Source organism: Synechococcus sp. Cu2B8-bc1011, from assembly GCF_047302735.1.
Lineage (GTDB): Bacteria > Cyanobacteriota > Cyanobacteriia > PCC-6307 > Cyanobiaceae > Synechococcus_C.
Window position 1 is genome coordinate 580,143 of the sequence record NZ_CP138915.1, and the last position, 18,704, is coordinate 598,846.

Below are 18,704 nucleotides of genomic sequence, written 5' to 3' on the forward strand. Positions count from 1 at the left end.
CTTGCTACGTTGCTGCATCTGCTGGGTGCTAAGCCGTGAGCAGCACACCTTCATGGCGACATCCGGCAACTCCTCAACGTGGAATCAATCAATCGTTGACGGCTACAGCCTCGCTCCGACAGTTGTTGGAGAGCATGTCGCGGGAGCAGCGTTCCAATCAGGAGCTGCTTGTGTCGCTTGGTTTTGCCTTGCGCAGTTTCAGCAACCTCAACCGCTTTTTGGAGCTGGTGCCGGTGGTGGCTGCCCGGCTTGTGGGGGTGCAGGGTTCATTGCTTGTCCCCTTTCAGGCCGACGGACGCCTTTGGCGTGACCAGCTGCAGATGCTTCCTGGTCCACGGACGGAGGCTTTATTGCAGGCGCTTGCTGCTCATGAGCCTGGGAACATCATCGGGTTTGGATCCGACGAAAGCCTTGTGCGAGCTCTGGATCGCTTGGTTCAGAGGCAGCTCGGTAGTGCTGGACTGTTTGCAACGTCGTTGATTGCTCGTGGTCGCCCGAGAGGACGCCTCTATGTGTTCAATCCTTCGAACCCTCTCGCTTGGAGTGATGTCTATCGCCGACATGTGCAGTTGGTGGCTGACCTCACCGGGGTTGCGATTGAAAATGATTTGATGCTTCAGGAGGCCCGTCGTCATGAACGGGTTGATCGTCAGCTCAGCATCGGTGCGGACATTCAGGCTCAGCTGTTGCCCGATCACTGCCCTGTGATCGAAGGTGTTGATCTTGCGGCGCGTTGCCGGCCGGCCTTTCAAGTTGGCGGTGATTACTACGACTTCATTCCGACCCGTCCAGAACTGATCGGGCGCCGCAGGGAGCGCGGTCGTTGGGCCTTTGTGATGGGCGATGTGATGGGTAAAGGTGTGCCAGCGGGATTACTGATGACCATGCTCCGCGGCATGCTGCGAGCCGAGGTTTTGAGTGGTCTGCCGCCTGATCGCATTCTTTATGACCTCAACCAATTAGCGCTGGAGGACCTCTCTCAGTCCCATCGGTTCGTCACGCTGTTTTATTCCGATTTCGATCCACGCACGAGGCGCTTGCGTTTCGCCAACGCTGCCCATAATCCACCGTTGATCTGGCGTGCCCAGTCACGCAAAGTGATGCGATTGGATGCCCCCGGGCTTCTGATTGGTCTGCAGCCTGAGGCGGAATATGGCTGTGAATCACTTGTGCTTGAGCCAGGTGACGTTCTTCTTTATTACACGGATGGAGTGACTGAAGCCCCTGGTATCACAGGTGATCGCTTTGATGAAGCGCGATTGATGCGCTCGCTTGAGCAAGCCTGTCGATCGGGAACTGGTTCTCAAGGGATTCTTGATCAGTTGTTCAGTCGCCTCGACCGGTTTGTGGGACCCACCCGGCAGTTGGATGACGATGCCTCGATGGTGGTGCTCAAGGTCAAAGAGGAGATCATGCTGCCGTCTGTCCCCCGGTCTTTGGCCTGACAAGCTGAGGACAAGCGCAGTGGAGAGTGACATGGCAGGGGGTGTAACCGGTGGAGGCTCCGCAACCTGGAGTGACCGATTTGAGCAGGGATTGCATCCGGCGATTGAACGTTTTAATGCTTCGATTGGCTTTGATATCACTCTTCTTCAAGAGGATCTGGATGGGTCGATCGCCCACGCCCGCATGCTCGCTGAGTGCGGTGTGATCCTGGAGGAGGAGGCCAATCAACTTGTGGGTGGTCTTGAACAAGTCCGCCAGGAAGCGGCGTCAGGACTCTTTCAGCCAGGGCTGGCTGATGAAGATGTGCACTTCGCTGTTGAGCGACGGCTGATTGCCTTGCTTGGCCCGGTTGGAAAGAAATTGCACACCGGACGGAGTCGTAACGACCAGGTGGGGACCGATTTGCGGCTTTGGTTGAGGCGGCGTCTGGATGAGCTCGAACAGCATTTGCTTGGCTTTCAGCGCGCCTTACTTGACCAAGCCAACCTCCACAGCAACACCCTGATTCCTGGCTATACGCATCTCCAGCGAGCTCAGCCCCTTTGTCTCGCTCACCATCTTCTTGCCTACGTGGAGATGGTGGAAAGGGATCGGCAGCGGATGGCGGACTTGCGCAAACGCTTAAATCTTTCTCCTCTAGGTGCTGCAGCGTTGGCAGGCACTCCTGTACCGATTGATCGCAGGAGTACTGCATCGGCCCTTGGTTTCGATGGCATCTATGCCAACAGCCTGGACGCTGTCAGTGATCGTGATTTCACCGTGGAATTTTCGGCCGCGGCCTCACTGGTGATGGTGCATCTCAGTCGTCTTGCTGAGGAGGTGATTTTTTGGGCGTCCGAGGAATGTGGCTTTGTACGGCTCACCGATCGCTGTGCAACGGGCAGCAGCTTGATGCCGCAGAAAAAGAATCCCGATGTTCCTGAATTGGTGCGTGGCAAATGCGGGCGGGTGTTCGGCCATTTGCAAGGCCTGCTCACGATGATTAAGGGCCTACCACTGGCCTACAACAAAGACTTTCAAGAAGACAAAGAGGCGCTGTTTGATGTGGTGGCTACCACATCGCAATGCCTTGAGGCGATGACGATTTTGCTGCAGGAAGGCTTGAGCTTCAGAAGCGAACGCCTTGAGGCGGCTGTTGCTGCGGACTATTCCAATGCCACTGATGTGGCCGACTATCTCGTGGCTAAGCAGGTTCCTTTCCGTGAGGCTTATCAATTGGTGGGTGCCGTCGTGAAACATTGCCTTCATGAAGGGGTGCTTCTTCGCGAACTGACGCTGGAGTGCTGGCAGCAATTTCATCCTGCGATCGAGGCTGATTTGTTTGAGGCCTTAACACCTCGCAATGTGGTGGCAGCTCGAACCAGCGAAGGGGGAACAGGTTTCGATCGCGTCAATGAACAGCTGGCGATTTGGAATCAACGATTTGGCCTTTCGGATCAGCATGGTTGATTGGTGATCATTCGGCTGGGATCGGACTACTCTGAAGAGGCCAGAGGTTCAGTGATCTTCTTTAGGTCCATGACTTGTTGGCCCTTTGATTCCATTGGCCCCTCTTAACTTCGGTCCATTAGATAAGTGAGCATTTTTGTCGGCAATCTTCCGTTCCGCGCTGAGCAGGAAGACATCATTGAATTGTTCTCCACCTATGGAGAGGTCACGAATTGTGCCCTCCCTTTAGAGCGCGACACAGGTCGTAAACGCGGCTTTGCGTTTGTCGAAATGAGCGACGAAGCGGCCGAAGCATCGGCCATTGAGGCCCTTCAAGGTGCCGAGCTGATGGGCCGTCCCCTGCGCATCAATAAAGCTGAGCCCCGTGGCAGTGCCCCTCGTCGCGACTACGGCGGTGGCGGTGGCAACTACGGCGGCGGCGGTGGTGGTCGCAACTACGGCGGTGGTGGTGGTGGCAACTACGGCGGTGGCGGTGGTGGCAACTACGGCGGTGGCGGTGGTGGCAACTACGGCGGTGGCGGTGGTGAGCGCCGCTCTGGTGCGAGCGGCTGGGAAGATCGCAGCTATGGAAGTGGAGCTCCTCCAGCAGGCGGCAGTGCCTACGACGATGGCCGTACCCGTCGCCGCCGTGGTGGAGCTGACGACAACAGTGGTGGCTATGGCGGTGCTGAAGGCTGATCGCCTTCTTGGTGCTGCTTAGAGCCCGGCATCAAGCAGTTGCTGGGCTGCTTGCTCAATGATTTCAATCCCAGCACCAGCTTTTTGAGCTTTGGTGCTGAGATTGTTGCGCCAATATCTTGCTCCGGGCACTGCTTCCACAACCTGGACGAGATGGCGGCATAGATCCCAAAGTCTTCCCCCTCGTTGAAGATGACGTTCGGCATGGGGGAGCAGTCCAAGCACCACATCGGAGGCCAGCACTTGGCGCGGAACGGCGCCGTAGATCAGGCTGTCGATGTCACGCCAGCGCAGTGGGTGGGCATAGGCCGCCCGTCCAACCATCGCTCCATCGCAGTGTTTTAGGGCGTTGAGGCAATCCTCAGGGGTATCGAGCCCACCATTCAATTCGATGGTGAGATCTGGCCTCGATTCTTTTAAGGCAATCACTCGATCGTGCTGAAGAGCAGGAATCGTGCGGTTTTGTTTGGGATCTAATCCTTCAAGCCATGCCTTACGGGCATGCACGGAAAAACGCAAGGCTCCAGCTTCAGCCACTTGGTCCACAAACCGTCTGAGCAGGTCATCACTATCGAGATCATCAATACCCACGCGATGTTTCACCGTGACCGGAAGGGGTGATGCCGCCACCATCGCTTCCACACAACGCGCCACGGTTTGTGGTTCTGCCATTAAACAAGCTCCAAAATTTCCGGCTTGCACCCTTGGACTCGGGCAGCCCACATTGAGGTTGATTTCGTCGTACCCCCAATCGGCTGCCATCCGCGTGGCGTCAGCCAGTAACGCAGGATCGTCGCCCCCCACCTGTAGCGCTATTGGATGTTCCTCTGCGTCGAAGTCCAGCAGCCGTTCACGGCGCTTGCTGTGGTGAAGAGCTTGCGCCACCACCATTTCGCTGTACAGGAGGCTTTGTTTGCTGATCTGGCGCATCAGCATGCGGAAATGCCGATCCGTGCAATCCAGCATCGGTGCCACACTGAAGCGCCAGGCGGGTTCCCGATCGGGGTTGAGTGGGGAATCCATTCCTCCATGCTGCCTCGCTTACTGCCCTTGTCGCTTTAGAACTGGCAACGTTTAAAGACACTGCAGATGACGACTTCGATGCAGCCTTGGTTGTTGAGCCGACGTTCGATGCTTTTGGCCTCGATTGCCGGGATGGTGGGAGTCTTGAGAGCCCCTGATCAAGTGTTGGCTGCTTCTAAGGCCGGTGAGGCAGCTTGGGATCTCAGCGATGAGGAATGGAAACAACGTCTGTCGCCTGAGGCCTACCAGGTGTTGCGTCAGGAAGGCACGGAACGACCATTCACCAGTCCGTTTAACAACGAAAAACGCGAGGGCACTTATCACTGCGCCGGTTGCGACCTTCCGTTGTTTGCTTCCACCGCCAAGTTTGATAGCGGTACCGGTTGGCCCAGTTTTTGGCAGCCTCTTCCCGGTGGTGTGAATACAAAAGTAGATTTCAAATTAATTCTTCCTCGCACTGAATATCACTGCAGCCGCTGTGGTGGGCATCAGGGCCATGTGTTCAATGACGGTCCCCGCCCGACGGGCAAGCGCTACTGCAACAACGGAGTCGCCCTGCGTTTCCAACCGTCGGCATGATCTGATCGTGATCGGCGGCGGGCCTGCTGGCTTTATGGCCGCAATCACCGCCGCTGAGCGCGGGGTTCGTGATGTTCTGATCTTGGAAGCGACCCCAGACGTGCTCACCAAAGTGCGCATCAGTGGTGGCGGTCGTTGCAACGTCACCCACGCTTGTTGGGATCCCATGGAGTTGGTGGGTCACTACCCCCGGGGAAGCAAGCCATTGCGGGGTCCCTTTAGCCAGTTTGCGTGCGGGGATTCGATTGCTTGGTTCGATGAGCACGGACTCACGCTTGTGGAAGAGTCCGACGGACGCATGTTTCCCCAGCAGAATCGCTCAGAGGCGGTGGTGGAGTGCCTGAGGCGGGCTGCTATAGCGGCAGGGGTGAAGATCCAGTGCGGTTCCGCTGTGCGTGAACTCAGCTGCTCTGCTGGTGGTGGCTTTCAACTCTGCGATCAACGCTCTGCCCTTCATCACACCAAGCGGGTGTTGCTAGCCAGTGGTGGCCATCCCAGTGGACGACGTCTTGCTCAGGATTTAGGTCACACGATTGTGCCGCCGGTGCCGTCACTGTTCAGCTTGAAAGTGCAGGCTCCTGCTTTGACCGCGTGCAGCGGTATTGCACTGGATGATGTGAGCTTGGATTTAAGGGTTGGTGATCAGCGCTTTCGTCAGAAGGGCCGGGTGCTGATTACCCATCGGGGTGTGAGCGGGCCTGCGGTCTTGCGGCTCACCGCATTTGCAGCGCGGGCCCTCCATGCCAGTCGTTACCAGGGTGAGTTGCGAGTGGATTGGAGTGGTGGATTAGGGCGTGAGCGTGTTCGGCAGAGGTTGCAAGAGGCGCGGCGTGAGCAGGCGCGACGCACGCTGGTGGCGGCTAAGCCTTTTGAGCATCTGCCGCGGCGTCTTTGGCTTGCCTTCTTGACGCAGGCGGGAGTGGATGGAGAGCGGCGTTGGGCGGATCTTTCCGCAAAGGCGGAACGCAATTTGATGGAGATCCTCTGCGCTCAGCGTTTATCGGTCCAGGGCCGCGGCCCGTTCGGGGAAGAATTTGTCACCGCTGGTGGCGTTGATCTGGGCGAGGTGAATTTGGCAACGATGGAAAGTCGGCGTTGCGCTGGGTTGTACTTAGCAGGTGAATTATTGGACGTGGATGGGGTCACTGGAGGCTTTAATTTCCAGGCGTGTTGGAGCGGCGGCTGGCTTGCGGGTAAAGCGATTGCTGCAGCATTGGCTCCTGTTGATGGGCCGTCATAAAAAACCCTTATCACGCAGAGTTTGTGGCTGGATGATTGCTGGCTAGCTCAAAGATTCTTCAGTTTTTTATTACTGAATCTGATCAAATACCGTAAACATCGGTAGGTACATCGCTAAAAGGATCGAACCAACGATTCCTCCAACAACAACGATCATCGCGGGCTCCAGCATCGAGGTGAGTGCCTTTACCGAGGTTGAGACTTCGTCTTCATAAAAGTCGGCAACTTTGCTCAGCATTCGATCCATTTCGCCCGTTTCCTCCCCAATGGAGAGCATGCTCAGCGCCATGTCAGGCAAAACCTTTTGGCGGGTCAAGGCTGTGCTGAGCAATACGCCTTCCTGAACCAGGGTGCGTGAGTCCAGAATCGCGTCAGAGATGATCGAGTTGCCAGCAGTTTCACTGGAGATCTCCATGGACATCAGGATTGGAACACCAGCGCGCGTGAGTGAGCTGAAGATTCTGCAAAATTGAGCCGTGGCAGTTTTCATGATGAGATCACCAAACAACGGCAGCTTGAGGATTAATTTGTCGAGCACTCTGCGGCCTTTGTGGGTGTTGTAATAACGGCCGATTAACCAGGCGCCAATCATGAGAATCCCAGCGAATACGAGTGAGGCGGAGGAGCGGAGTAAGGCGCTTAAATCCACCATTAATTGCGTAAATAACGGTAATTCGGCTCCGAGGTCTTCAAAGATTCCGGCGAAAGTGGGAATCAAAAAGATCGTCATTCCTAAAAACACCAAAATGGCGATCACCAGCACGGCTACGGGGTAACCCAGGGCACCTTTGATTTGGTTTTGGAGTCGGGCGTTGTCTTCCAGCAACTTGGCGAGGCGCTTGAGGGATTCATCCAAAACACCGCCCGCTTCTCCAGCCTCCACCATGGCGATGGTGAGTTGGTCAAAGACTTTGGGCCACTGGCGCATCGCTGCTGCCATCGCTGTGCCCTGATTCACCTCGAGTCCCACGCTGGTGAGAGCTTTTTTAAACATCGGCAATTTTTGCTGCGTGGCCATGAGATCGAGGCTGCGCACAATTGGGACCCCTGCATCCACGAGCGCGGCCAGCTTGCTGGCCCAAATGGCTTTCTCTTTCACCCCGGGAGGTTTCTGGAACGCTTCTCCCAGATCCATCGACAACCACCCTGCTGATGAGCTTGCACCTGCGCCTTTGGCCTTGGTTTTGTCTTTTCCTTTGTCTGTGTCTTGGCGAAGCTCTTCCGCTTTAATTCCGCGCCTCCGCAGCAGACGGCGGGCCGAAACAGCATCGTTGGCTTTGACCGTGACCGTTCGCGGTTGGCCTGTGGCTGTGGTGTAAGTGGCGGTGAAAGAGACCATGGGCTAACCGACCGATTCAGGTGTTCATCAGGCGTTCCAGTTCCGCGGGTTTGCTGGCTTTGCTTTGTCCTTCATCAAGGCTGATTTCACCCTGATCAATCAGATTGGCAAGGGCCCTTTCCAGGGTTTGCATGCCGAGCTCGCCGCCGGTTTGAATTTGGGAATACAGCTGAGCTGTTTTGCCTTCGCGGATCAAATTGGCGATGGCTGGCGTGTTGATCATGATTTCTTGTGCCATCACGCGACCGAATTGCCCAGGGGCAGGATTTTGGCGTCGGCAGAGCGTTTGAGAGAACACCGCAGTCAGGCTTCCTGAGAGTTGCACGCGGATTTGGGTTTGCTGGCCAGGTGGAAACACATCCACCATCCAATCCACCGTCTGGGCTGCAGAACTGGTGTGCAATGTTCCAAACACCAAATGCCCTGTCTCTGCAGCACTGATCGCCAGTTGAATCGTTTCAAGATCACGCATTTCACCCACCAAAATCACGTCTGGGTCTTCTCGTAGAGCAGCGCGCAGAGCGTTGGCAAAACTGCGCGTGTCTTCGTTGAGTTGGCGTTGATGCACCAAGCTGAGATCACTGGTGTAGACGAATTCAATCGGGTCTTCGATGGTGAGGATGTGCTCAGCCCGCGTGTGGTTGATGTGATCGAGAAGCGCTGCGAGCGTGGTCGTTTTGCCGGAGCCAGTCGGACCCGTGACCAGGACAAGACCCCGGGGGCGTTTGCTGGTTTCCACCACGACGGGAGGCAGATTCAACAACTGAATGCTGGGGATTTTGCTTCCAAGAGCACGTAAGCAGGCGGCATAGCTGCCTTTCTGCCGGTACACATTCACGCGAAAACGCGCGACTCCTTTTAGGCCATAGGCACAATCCAGCTCCCACGTTTGTTCGAGTGTTTTGCGTTGGCTGTTATTAAGCATGGAAAAGATCAGGCGGTTGCAGCCTTCTTCACTGAGCGGTTCTTCCTGCATCGGCCGCAGTTCGCCACTGAAGCGGCCGTAAGGCGGCTGTCCGCTGGCGATGTGGAGGTCGCTTCCGCCTCCGTTCACCAGCTGTTCCATCAAGTCTTCGATCATTAGTTCCATGCCCGGAGCTTTCACTGACGGGGTGTCAGGCAATAGGGGCATTCCAGCCAACCTTCTTGCAGTCCGCCACCACATCCACGGCAAGTGACTGTGCTGAGGGCCCTGGCACGTTGTTCCGATTCCAGACCCGCATCTGTCAACACCATGCGGTCCACCTCTTCCAGCGTGGTGTGACCTTCTCGCACGAGATCAAGGCTGTAGCCGAGCAAGGTTTTCATTCCTGCTTCAAGTGCTAACTGGCGGACGAGATCAGTGGTTGCCCCTTTGGCGACCGATGCCGCCAGGGCCTCATTCATGCGTAACACTTCGTACACACCGATACGGCCCTTGTAACCGGTGCCCTGACAGGTGGGGCATGGCGTTTCTGGCCCTTCGTGGTGTTTGGCTTTGAAAAAGGTGACATTGCCTTCATCGCTCGTCATGAGGCCAAAGCGGCCTAATTCTCGCGAATCTGGGTGGTAGGGGATTCGGCAATCGCTGCATACGCGTCTGAGTAAGCGTTGAGAAACGATGCCGAGCAAGGATGCGCTCACCATGAAGGGTTCAACGCCCATTTCGTCGAGTCGGGCGATGGCGCTCGGGGCATCGTTGCAGTGAAGGGTGGTTAAGACAAGGTGCCCTGTTAACGCGGCTTCAATGGCAGTTTTTGCTGTTTCCTGATCACGGGTCTCACCCACTAACAGCACATCTGGGTCCTGGCGCATGAAGGCACGAAGAGCAGTGCTGAAGTCAAATCCTTTTTCTCGATTCACTTGACATTGAGTAATGCCAGGCAATGTGTATTCAATTGGATCTTCCACGGTGGAGATATTGATCCCAGGTTCGTTGCGTTCGGCTAGTAAGGAATACAGAGTTGTGGATTTACCAGATCCTGTTGGTCCGGTCACAAGAATCATGCCGAAGGGTTTTGAACCAAGGGTTCGTACAAGCTCCAGTGTGGCGGGATTGGAGATGAGTTTTTCTAGCCCTAACTGAGTTGATTGACTATCGAGTAACCGCAAGCAAATCTTTTCTCCATAGCGGCTTGGAAGGCTGTTGACGCGAAAGTCAACAGTTCGTCCTTTGTACTGTCTACGGATGCGACCATCTTGTGCTTGCCTCCGTTCAGCGATATCAAGATCAGCCATGATCTTGAAGCGAGAGGTAATCGCTGGGATTAATTTAGTGGGGAGTGGTTGCGCTAAATTGGTGAGTACACCATCCTTTCTAAGCCTAATTTGCAATCCTGATTGTTGCGGCTCTACATGGATATCACTGGCATTCATGTCTAATGCCTTAATTAAGATACGATCCACCAGTGTGACAACTGGAGATGCACCGGTTATTGATGAATTGATGTCTAGCGAGGAGGCCGAATTGTTTTGAATTTCAGCTTCGTCTGGATCGGCACTTAAGATTCCTTCAGTATCAAATCCATCGAGAAGTGATTTTGCTGTCTCACTAATTGATGTTTGGCTGATATTTGAACCTGAGTTGAATTCTTCTGGATCAAGAATCCGTTTTAGATCTGCTCCATTGGCCAGTACAAGTTTGGAGATGTAGCCATGGCTTTTTAAAACCTGTTTGAGTTGTTCACGACTGTTTCGGTCGCTGCTGCTCGCGATGGCCACCATGAGGCCGTCGTCGCTGAGGTGGATGGGAAGCGCCTGAAGTTGCTTCCAGGTTTCCAGGTCTAAAACCTGCCCGGAATGAAGGAGTGCTTCTCCAGCGGCAAGCTCTGCCTCTGAAATCAGCTTTGCCGGCAGAGCAGGCGGTAGCGGCATTCGGGTGGAGTCGGCGCTCATGCTGATTCGGCTTTCCGCGCTTGTGGTGGGTCCATGTGACCCTTCAACATGTCTAGACGTGATTTTGCATCTGGTCAGCATGAGCGGCGACGCTTCCATCCCGGCTAACGATTCGGCATCGGATGTTCCCGAAGCCCAGCAGGACCCCACACCCTCTGTTGAGGAGACACCCGACGCTGCTTCTCCAGACCCTGCTTCAGAGGGAGTTCCCTCCGCTCAGAACAATGAGGCGCGGCTTGAGCAACTGGAGCGCGAGCACAGCACCCTCCGCCAAGAACACGAAACCTTGAGTAGTCAGTACGTGCGCATTGCGGCCGACTTTGACAACTTCCGCAAACGTCAGAGCCGGGATCAGGACGATCTGAAGCTGCAGATCACTTGCAGCACCCTGACTGAAATTCTTCCTGTGGTGGATAACTTCGAACGGGCTCGCCAACAGCTTGATCCTCAAGGAGAGGAAGCCCAATCGCTGCACCGCAGTTATCAGGGTCTCTACAAGCAGCTCGTTGATGTTCTCAAGCAACTTGGTGTGGCCCCAATGCGGGTTGTAGGACAAGAGTTCGACCCCAGTCTCCATGAAGCGGTGTTACGCGAACCCAGTGACGAGCACCCAGAAGATGTGGTGGTTGAAGAACTACAGCGTGGCTATCACCTCAGCGGCAAGGTCTTGCGTCACGCTTTAGTCAAGGTGTCGATGGGACCTGGACCGCAGCAATCAGATGCCGCGGCTCAAGCGACAGAGGGCGGTGACAGCTCCCCACCAATCCAAGGAGATGATGGCTCCCCGATGCCTACGGCGAGCGAATGATTCAAAACTTATGCCTAGTGTGCGCAGCGGAATGACGAGCTGATGGCCGATTACTACGACTTACTTGGTGTAAGCAGGGATGCAGATGCCGACACCCTGAAGCGCGCTTACAGGCGGATGGCTCGCCAATATCACCCTGATATCAATAAAGACGCCGGAGCTGAAGATCGCTTCAAGGAGATCGGTCGCGCCTACGAGGTGCTGAGCGATCCCCAAACCCGCGGGCGGTATGACCAGTTCGGTGAGGCCGGGCTCGGTGGTGGCGGTGGCATGCCCGATATGGGCGATATGGGTGGCTTTGCAGATATCTTCGAAACCTTTTTCAGTGGGTTTGGTGGTGCTGCTGGTGGGGCAGGGCGTCAGCGCAGGCGAGGTCCTCAACAGGGAGATGATCTGCGCTACGACCTCACGATTGATTTTGACCAGGCTGTCTTCGGTCAAGAGCGGGAGATTCGCATCCCCCACCTCGAGACCTGCACCACCTGTGGTGGCAGTGGTGCCAAAGCAGGCAGTGGTCCGACAACCTGTACCACCTGTGGCGGAGTTGGGCAGGTGCGTCGCGCCACTCGGACTCCGTTTGGGAATTTTGAGCAGGTGGCTGAATGCCCCAGTTGCAATGGCACTGGCCAGGTGATTGCTGACCCTTGTAGCTCCTGTGGTGGTCAAGGCGTCACGCAAGTCCGTAAGAAATTGCGAATCAACATTCCTGCTGGGGTCGACACGGGCACCCGCTTGCGGGTTTCCGGTGAGGGCAATGCTGGGCTGCGTGGCGGTCCATCCGGAGATTTGTATGTCTTTCTCACGGTTAAATCCCATCCGAGCCTGAGGCGTGATGGCCTCACTGTCCTCTCGGAGGTGAAGGTCAGTTATCTGCAGGCAATCCTGGGAGACACCATTGAGGTGGAAACGGTGGATGGACCCGAATCGCTGGAGATTCCTGCAGGTACCCAGCCCAATTCGGTTTTAACGCTTGAAAACAAGGGGATCCCCAAGCTGGGCAATCCAGTGGCCCGTGGTCATCAGCGCATCTCCGTCACGGTGACATTGCCGACCCGTCTCAACGATGAGGAACGCGGTCTCCTCGAAGATTTGGCTGGACACCATTCAGCCCGTGGCGAACAGCACCATCACCACAAGAGTGGCCTATTTGCACGACTCTTCGGGCAACGCTGACGGATGAGTGATGCCCAACCCGATCATTCTCTGGATCTAAGGGGCACTCCCTGTCCAACCAATTTCATTCGTTGCCGTTTGGCCTTGGAGGCCATGCGTCCCGGGCAGCAGCTTCAGGTTGATCTCGATCGAGGTGAGCCTGAGGAGATGGTCATCCCAGGACTGACTCGGGATGGTCATCAGGTGGAGGTGACGGACGAATCCAAAGATTGGGTGCGTCTTCAGGTGGTGTGTGGTGGTTGATCAGTCGGCTCAGTCCGGCATGGTTGTTGCGCTCCAGGCCAATTACTTAGAGGTGGAGCTGGATCAGGTTTCTGAGGTGATTCCCTCACGACTGCTGTGCACTCGGCGCACGCGTTTGAGCCATCGCGGTGAGGCTGTTTATGTCGGTGATCGCGTCAGGGTGGAAGCCATTGATGTGAGTCATGCCCGTGCGGTGGTCTCTCATGTCGAACCTCGCGTCAGTTTTCTGACACGCCCGCCAGTAGCCAATGCCACCACGGTGGTCGTGGCATTGGCGGTGGATCAACCTGCTTTTGATCCCGACCAGGCCAGTCGTTTTCTGTTGACCGCAGAGCGAACCTCACTGGTGGTGCAGCTGGTCCTAACGAAAACCGATCTCTTAGATCCGGAGGCATTGGAGCGGCTGCGCGAGCGCCTCCAGGCCTGGGGGTACCCTCCGCTGTTGGTGTCGACGTGCAGCGGTCGTGGGCTCTCCAAGCTGAAACAAAGCCTTGCGGGATCGTCTCTGTCAGTGCTGTGCGGTCCCTCAGGAGTTGGGAAGAGCTCATTGCTGAACGCTTTGATCCCAGAGCTGGATTTGCGGATCGGTGCCGTATCAGGACGGCTTCAGCGTGGACGTCACACCACCCGGCATGTGGAATTGCATCGCTTGGGCGCTCAGGCACGGGTTGCTGATACGCCTGGTTTTAACCGGCCAGAGTTGCCAGACGACCCCAGGAACCTTGAGGTTTTGTTTCCTGAATTACGAGCTCAGCTCGAGCATCATCCGTGCCGTTTTCGGGATTGTTTGCACCGTGATGAACCTGGATGCGGAGTCACCCGCGATTGGGAGCGCTATCCGATTTACAGGCGAGCTGTGGAGGAACTTCTAGGTCTCAGCCGCCCATCCCGGGGAGGTTGAGATTGAGTCCGCCTGTGAGCTCTTCCATGCGTTCTTTCATCGTTCCGGTGGAGCGCTCATAGGCCGATTGCAAGGCGGCGAGTGTGGCGGTTTCTGTGGCTTCCTGTCCTTCGCTCAAGAGGGATGGATCCAGTCGCACTCTTAATGGCTGTTGATTGCCAGACAACCAGATGCTGGCTCGACCGTCTTCACTGTTGCCCTCGATCTCCATGGCATCGAGTTCCTCTTGCAGTTTTTGCGCGTCTTGCTGGATTTGTTGGGCCTTTCGGAATGCCTCAGTGAGTTGTCCGAAATTGGGAAGTCCAAACCCTGCCATGACACCAATGCAGTGACGCGAAGGTTAATCGGTCGTTTGAAAGCCCAAGCGTTTCACTTCAGGATGCAAAGTGATTCCGTGTCTCCGTTCCACTTCAGCTTGAACTAAGTCGATCAAGGCGCGGATGTCATCCGCTTTGGCATCGCCAACGTTGACGATGAAATTGGCATGCACCGCTGAGACCTCCGCGCCTCCGATCCGTTTCCCCTTGAGCCCTAAGCCCTCGATGAGCTGACCAGCTTTTTCAGGCTCTGGGTTGCGAAACACACTTCCGCAGCTTGGCCATTGATAAGGCTGGGTGGTGGTGCGATGACTGAGATTGCCACTGGTCTTCCGCAGCAACTCCTTGGCGTCGTGGCCGGGCTCCAATTGGAACTGCGCTGCAATCACCAAGTGTTCGCTGCCTTGAAGAAGGCTGTGTCGGTAGTCGTAGGCGAGATCGGCATTGCTGAGCCTCGTTGTGGACCTCACCGTGTCCGTCAGCGATCGATCGATGACCTCCACCGAGGTCAGGGAGTCGGCTGTTGAGCCGCCTTGAGCACCGGCGTTCATGGTTGCGGCCCCACCCACGGTTCCAGGGATGCCAACGGCCCATGCCAGCCCATGCAATCCAAGCCTGGCTGCGCGCCTGGCAAGCGTTGGCAGTGGTTCACCCGCTAAAGCCTTCACCAGCCCTGATTCGGCATCCAGTTGGCTGCCCTGGAGTCGGCGCATACACAGTGTGAGACCGGGAAGACCAGCGTCAGCAATCAGCAGGTTCGATCCGGCTCCAATCACTCGCGTCTTCAGACCTTCCTTTTGGGCCCATTGGAGAAGCCTGAGACATTGCTCAGCATCGCTGGGTTCGGCCAACCATTCAGCTGGACCTCCTACACGCCATGTGGTGAAGTTCGCGAGGCACACCTGCTGTTGGAGGACCCCGGACTCGAGAAGGTCATTCAGGCCGCGATCGCCGGTGAACATGACGCCTCTCCTCCAATTCCTTTCTTAGAAAGTCGTTCCCAGAGACTGTTTACATCACCAGCACCCATCGCCAAGATCAGGTCATCAGGCCGACTGTGCTGTTTCACCAGACCTGTGAGCTGCTCCATAGTGCTAGCTACAAAGACGGGCTGATTGGGATCAATCAGCCGAATGGTGCGCGCTAGAAGCTCACTATTGATGCCCTCGATCGGTTGTTCTCCGGCTCCATAAATCGGAGCAAGAACGAGGACTTCAGCGGACACGAGTGCTTGAGCAAAGGCGTCGAGAAATTCTTCTGTCCTGCTGTAGCGGTGTGGTTGGAAAACAGCGAGAAGGCGTTTGGGTGTGTGTGGCAACGGGCTTCGGCCGCTTTGCACCATCAGCTGGGCCATGGTCAATGTTGCTTGCACTTCGCTGGGGTGATGGGCATAGTCATCCACGACTTGTCTGCCCTGCCACTCCCCCCGGAAATCAAAGCGGCGTCCTGGGGAACGCAGTTCAGTTACAGCCGATAAAAGCGCATCGATGGGAACCCCTTCCATGCGGCAAGCCGCCAAAGCTGCCACAACGTTGCTCAGGTTGTGGAGGCCAGGAAGGGGAAGGGTGATTTGACCAACCCGATGCCCCTGCTCGTAATAGTCAGCGATGGTGCGATCACCATCGAGTTGCACAGGTAAAGCGGCGTAATCCGCTGTCTCCACCTGATGAACAGACCAACAGGCATCAGCTTCAAAGTGTTCTTTGAGAATTGGGTCGTCGTGATTAATGAGTAGGCGTTTGCAGCCGCGGCCAAAGGTTTTCATCGTCTCGATCAAGTCGTCGAGATTGCGGTAATGGTCTGTATGGTCCAGTTCGAGATTGGTGATGATCCCCAGACTGGCTTTGAACTTCACCAGTGATCCATCGGATTCGTCTGCCTCTGCCACAAGGAGACGACCATGACCGGTGTGCCCGTTGCTGCCGTAACAAGGAACGACACCACCAATCACCGCTGTGGGGTCTTCGCCAACCGTGGCGAGGAGTGTGGTCACCACAGTGCTTGTGGTGGTTTTTCCATGGCTACCAGCAACAGCAATAGCGGGTTGTTGTTCGATCAACCAGGCCAAGAGGTCGGAGCGATGCCAAATCGTTAAATCCAAGCGCTGCGCTTCGATCAGCTCTGGATTGGTGCTGGGTATGGCCGTACTCACTACCACCAAGGGCGCTTCGATGCCGCGTGATTGGAGATGGGCAAAATTCTTCGAGACCTGGCTTTCGAATAGGGCGAGTGCTTTGCTCTCAAGGGCCTGCATTGCAGGTGTGAGTTTCCGGTCGGATCCACTGACGGAATGGCCTCGTTCAGCGAGAATCAGAGCCAGGGCCGACATGCCGATTCCGCCCATCCCAATGAAGTGAATGTGCTTCTGGGGCTGGATCGAATCGGCCAAGGGGAGTCAACGTGAGGGCAAACGATAATCCAGCTTTTCCCTGTGGCCAACTGCTTGAAGGTCATTCCATTCAATTTTTCAGCAGATCAATAGAAGGAATTTCCAAATAAATTCTGTATGATCGGCGGCCAAAACCCCCTACGCGGTAAGACCGCTTTATTTCTGCCATGACCCTGCGCGTTGCCATCAATGGATTCGGCCGAATTGGTCGCAATGTGCTGAGGGGTTGGATCAGCCGCGGTGCTGACACTGGTCTGGAAATCGTGGGCATGAACTCCACGGCTGATCCCAAGACCAGCGCCCACCTACTCACCTACGACTCGATCTTGGGTCGTTTGGACCCATCAGTGGATATCAAAACCACTGATGACTCCATGTTCATCAATGGCAAGGAAATCAAATTCTTCGCCGATCGCAATCCCCTCAATTGCCCCTGGAAGGAATGGGGTGTGGATCTGGTGATCGAATCAACCGGTGTGTTCAACACCGACGAAAAGGCCAGCATGCATATCAAGGCTGGTGCCAAGAAGGTGATTCTTACCGCTCCTGGTAAGGGTGCTGGGGTTGGCACGTTCGTGGTTGGAGTCAACGACGATCAGTACCGCCACGAAGATTGGGACATTCTGAGCAACGCCAGTTGCACCACCAACTGCCTGGCGCCAATTGTCAAGGTTCTGGATCAGAATTTCGGCATGGAATGGGGCTTGATGACCACCATTCACAGCTATACCGGTGACCAAAGAATTCTGGATAACAACCATCGCGACTTGCGTCGTGCCCGTGCAGCAGCACTGAACATGGTGCCGACCACAACGGGTGCAGCGAAGGCTGTTGCCCTGGTGTACCCCGAAGTGAAGGGCAAGCTCACTGGCTTCGCCATGCGCGTGCCTACTCCGAATGTGTCCGCTGTTGACCTGACCTTTGGCACATCCAAGGGCCCAAGTGTTGAGGAGGTCAAAGCTGCCATGAAGAGTGCCTCTGAAAACGGCATGAAGGGAATCATCAAGTACACCGACTTGCCCCTCGTTTCCACCGACTACGCCGGTACGAACGAATCAACCATCTTTGACGCTGATCTCACCTATGCGATGGGCGACAAGGCTGTGAAGATTCTTGCTTGGTACGACAATGAGTGGGGCTACAGCCAGCGCGTTGTCGACTTGGCTGAGGTTGTTGCCAAAGGTTGGAAGTAACCCTCAGGTTCGAAGAGATCTAAGTTCATGCCCTCCCCACGTGGAGGGCTTTTTTGTGCGCCCTTTTAGCTGTAATGGGAGAACCCAGATGGCTGCAGCAACGCACCATCGTCGTTCCAGATGATCCTGCCTTTATCGGTGGTGATGGTGCCGAAGCATCGACTTTCAGGCTGATGCAGTGTCCAGGATTCAGCCCACTCAGGAGGCAGGCTCAGCACCAGTTCAAAATCTTCGCCGCCATTGAGGCACCAGCGATCCCATGCCTCCTCGTAGGGCCAGGCATCGGCGCGAGGGAGGGCATCTCTGTGCAGAACGGCGCCGCAGCCACTGCTTCGACAGAGACTCTCCACTGCAGCGAGTAGGCCATCGCTGCTGTCGGTCCCACCGGCTCTCCAGGGAAGCTGCTCGGGTTTGCAGGCCAACAGGGTCTGAAGGGCATCAAATCTTGGCCACGGTCGCTGGTGGCATCGAATCGCCTGCTCTTTCAGCGCGGGTGGAAGAGAGAGTGGGCTGGGTCGCGGTGTGTCTTGCAGGATTGCCAGTCCAAGTCTGCTCAGCCCATGGGGGCCGCTGCTCATCAGCAGATCACCAGGTCGTGCCAGTGCCCGATGCAGTCGTAACGGTCCGAGTCGTCCAAACGCACTGATCGAGAGCAGTCGTTGGTTGCCGGTGCTGCAGTCACCTCCCAGCAGAGTCCCACCAAACCGCTCGAGGGCTTCTGAGATGCCCTGATAGAGCTCTTCGACCCACCACCATGGCGTGGTGCCAGGGGCAACCAGGCCAACCGTGATCCCCTCGACCTGCACGGAGCCGCTGGCCGCTAGATCAGACAGGTTGGCGACCACAGCACGCCAACCCACATCGGCAGGAGCCGTTGTGGCATCACTGAAATGAACACCCTCGACCATCACGTCGGTGTTCACCAGCAATGCCCTGGAATCATGGGTTAGCAAGGCTGTGTCGTCACTGAACTGGCCGGGAGGTGCAAAGCGGGCCAGACGTTCCAGCAGCTTTGTTTCTCCGAGTTCGGCCAGCGTGATGCTCACGGCAGCA

At 56.1% G+C, this 18,704-nt stretch carries 18 protein-coding genes; 10 read left to right on the forward strand and 8 right to left on the reverse strand.

All coding sequences use genetic code 11. From position 1 onward, the window contains the following. Window positions 1-35 precede the first annotated feature (35 nt). The 3 genes from SIC18_RS02975 (at window position 36) to SIC18_RS02985 (ending at window position 3,573) form a co-directional block, all read left to right on the forward strand. Window positions 36-1,445: a PP2C family protein-serine/threonine phosphatase gene (locus SIC18_RS02975; RefSeq protein ID WP_250395230.1), complete on the forward strand. Its 1,410-nt coding sequence runs from the start codon at window positions 36-38 to the stop codon at window positions 1,443-1,445. 31 nt (window positions 1,446-1,476) lie between these two features. Continuing rightward, entirely contained in the window at window positions 1,477-2,895 is a 1,419-nt protein-coding gene (gene argH, locus SIC18_RS02980) for an argininosuccinate lyase (protein WP_413430119.1), read from the forward strand. A gap of 126 nt (window positions 2,896-3,021) precedes the next feature. Continuing rightward, entirely contained in the window at window positions 3,022-3,573 is a 552-nt protein-coding gene (locus SIC18_RS02985) for an RNA recognition motif domain-containing protein (RefSeq protein WP_413430120.1), read from the forward strand. An 18-nt stretch (window positions 3,574-3,591) separates the two neighbouring features. On the opposite strand, the gene dusA is transcribed toward SIC18_RS02985, so the two are convergent. After that, a complete protein-coding gene (gene dusA, locus SIC18_RS02990; protein WP_413430121.1) occupies window positions 3,592-4,596 on the reverse strand; it encodes a tRNA dihydrouridine(20/20a) synthase DusA in 1,005 nt (334 codons plus the stop codon). Between the two features lie 66 nt (window positions 4,597-4,662). Here dusA and msrB point away from each other — a divergent pair, with 66 nt between their 5' ends. Further along, complete coding sequence (msrB, locus tag SIC18_RS02995; protein ID WP_413430122.1) at window positions 4,663-5,175, forward strand: peptide-methionine (R)-S-oxide reductase MsrB; 513 nt, start codon at window positions 4,663-4,665, stop codon at window positions 5,173-5,175. A gap of 34 nt (window positions 5,176-5,209) precedes the next feature. Then, window positions 5,210-6,415: an NAD(P)/FAD-dependent oxidoreductase gene (locus tag SIC18_RS03000; RefSeq protein WP_413430497.1), complete on the forward strand. Its 1,206-nt coding sequence runs from the start codon at window positions 5,210-5,212 to the stop codon at window positions 6,413-6,415. A 69-nt stretch (window positions 6,416-6,484) separates the two neighbouring features. On the opposite strand, the gene SIC18_RS03005 is transcribed toward SIC18_RS03000, so the two are convergent. From SIC18_RS03005 to SIC18_RS03015, 3 genes are read right to left on the reverse strand one after another with little or no spacing between them, the layout of a single operon-like run. Next, window positions 6,485-7,753: a type II secretion system F family protein gene (locus SIC18_RS03005; RefSeq protein WP_413430123.1), complete on the reverse strand. Its 1,269-nt coding sequence runs from the start codon at window positions 7,751-7,753 to the stop codon at window positions 6,485-6,487. A gap of 16 nt (window positions 7,754-7,769) precedes the next feature. Beyond that, window positions 7,770-8,843, reverse strand: a complete 1,074-nt coding sequence (locus SIC18_RS03010) for a type IV pilus twitching motility protein PilT (protein WP_413430498.1) — start codon at window positions 8,841-8,843, stop codon at window positions 7,770-7,772. A gap of 11 nt (window positions 8,844-8,854) precedes the next feature. Further along, the gene (locus SIC18_RS03015) at window positions 8,855-10,627 is read right to left on the reverse strand and encodes a GspE/PulE family protein (protein WP_371190312.1); all 1,773 of its coding nucleotides are present in this window, start codon (window positions 10,625-10,627) and stop codon (window positions 8,855-8,857) included. A 79-nt stretch (window positions 10,628-10,706) separates the two neighbouring features. On the opposite strand from SIC18_RS03015, the gene grpE reads away from it, so the two are divergent. Genes grpE through rsgA form a run of 4 tightly spaced genes read left to right on the forward strand, consistent with a single transcriptional unit; the run spans window position 10,707 to window position 13,752 of the window. After that, window positions 10,707-11,435 carry a nucleotide exchange factor GrpE gene (gene grpE, locus SIC18_RS03020; protein WP_048347610.1) on the forward strand — a complete coding sequence of 243 codons (729 nt, stop codon included), beginning with the start codon at window positions 10,707-10,709 and terminating at the stop codon, window positions 11,433-11,435. 42 nt (window positions 11,436-11,477) lie between these two features. Next, the gene (dnaJ, locus tag SIC18_RS03025) at window positions 11,478-12,608 is read left to right on the forward strand and encodes a molecular chaperone DnaJ (protein ID WP_048347611.1); all 1,131 of its coding nucleotides are present in this window, start codon (window positions 11,478-11,480) and stop codon (window positions 12,606-12,608) included. 3 nt (window positions 12,609-12,611) lie between these two features. Next, complete coding sequence (locus SIC18_RS03030; protein WP_048347612.1) at window positions 12,612-12,851, forward strand: sulfurtransferase TusA family protein; 240 nt, start codon at window positions 12,612-12,614, stop codon at window positions 12,849-12,851. A 19-nt stretch (window positions 12,852-12,870) separates the two neighbouring features. After that, on the forward strand, window positions 12,871-13,752 hold the full coding sequence (rsgA, locus tag SIC18_RS03035) for a ribosome small subunit-dependent GTPase A (protein ID WP_048348405.1): 882 nt from the start codon (window positions 12,871-12,873) through the stop codon (window positions 13,750-13,752). Here the strand turns inward: rsgA and SIC18_RS03040 are convergent. Genes SIC18_RS03040 through murC form a run of 3 tightly spaced genes read right to left on the reverse strand, consistent with a single transcriptional unit; the run spans window position 13,727 to window position 16,413 of the window. Continuing rightward, entirely contained in the window at window positions 13,727-14,068 is a 342-nt protein-coding gene (locus tag SIC18_RS03040; protein WP_048347613.1) for a YbaB/EbfC family nucleoid-associated protein, read from the reverse strand. The genes rsgA and SIC18_RS03040 overlap by 26 nt on opposite strands. Window positions 14,069-14,092: 24 nt before the next feature. Next, a complete protein-coding gene (gene murB, locus SIC18_RS03045; protein WP_413430124.1) occupies window positions 14,093-15,031 on the reverse strand; it encodes a UDP-N-acetylmuramate dehydrogenase in 939 nt (312 codons plus the stop codon). After that, window positions 15,007-16,413, reverse strand: a complete 1,407-nt coding sequence (gene murC, locus SIC18_RS03050) for a UDP-N-acetylmuramate--L-alanine ligase (RefSeq protein ID WP_413430499.1) — start codon at window positions 16,411-16,413, stop codon at window positions 15,007-15,009. The genes murB and murC overlap by 25 nt, the downstream gene beginning before the upstream one ends. Before the next feature lie 212 nt (window positions 16,414-16,625). Here murC and gap point away from each other — a divergent pair, with 212 nt between their 5' ends. Continuing rightward, entirely contained in the window at window positions 16,626-17,651 is a 1,026-nt protein-coding gene (gap, locus tag SIC18_RS03055) for a type I glyceraldehyde-3-phosphate dehydrogenase (protein ID WP_048347616.1), read from the forward strand. Between the two features lie 65 nt (window positions 17,652-17,716). Here the strand turns inward: gap and thiL are convergent, their stop codons facing one another. Continuing rightward, entirely contained in the window at window positions 17,717-18,697 is a 981-nt protein-coding gene (thiL, locus tag SIC18_RS03060; protein WP_413430125.1) for a thiamine-phosphate kinase, read from the reverse strand. Between the last annotated feature and the right edge of the window lie 7 nt (window positions 18,698-18,704).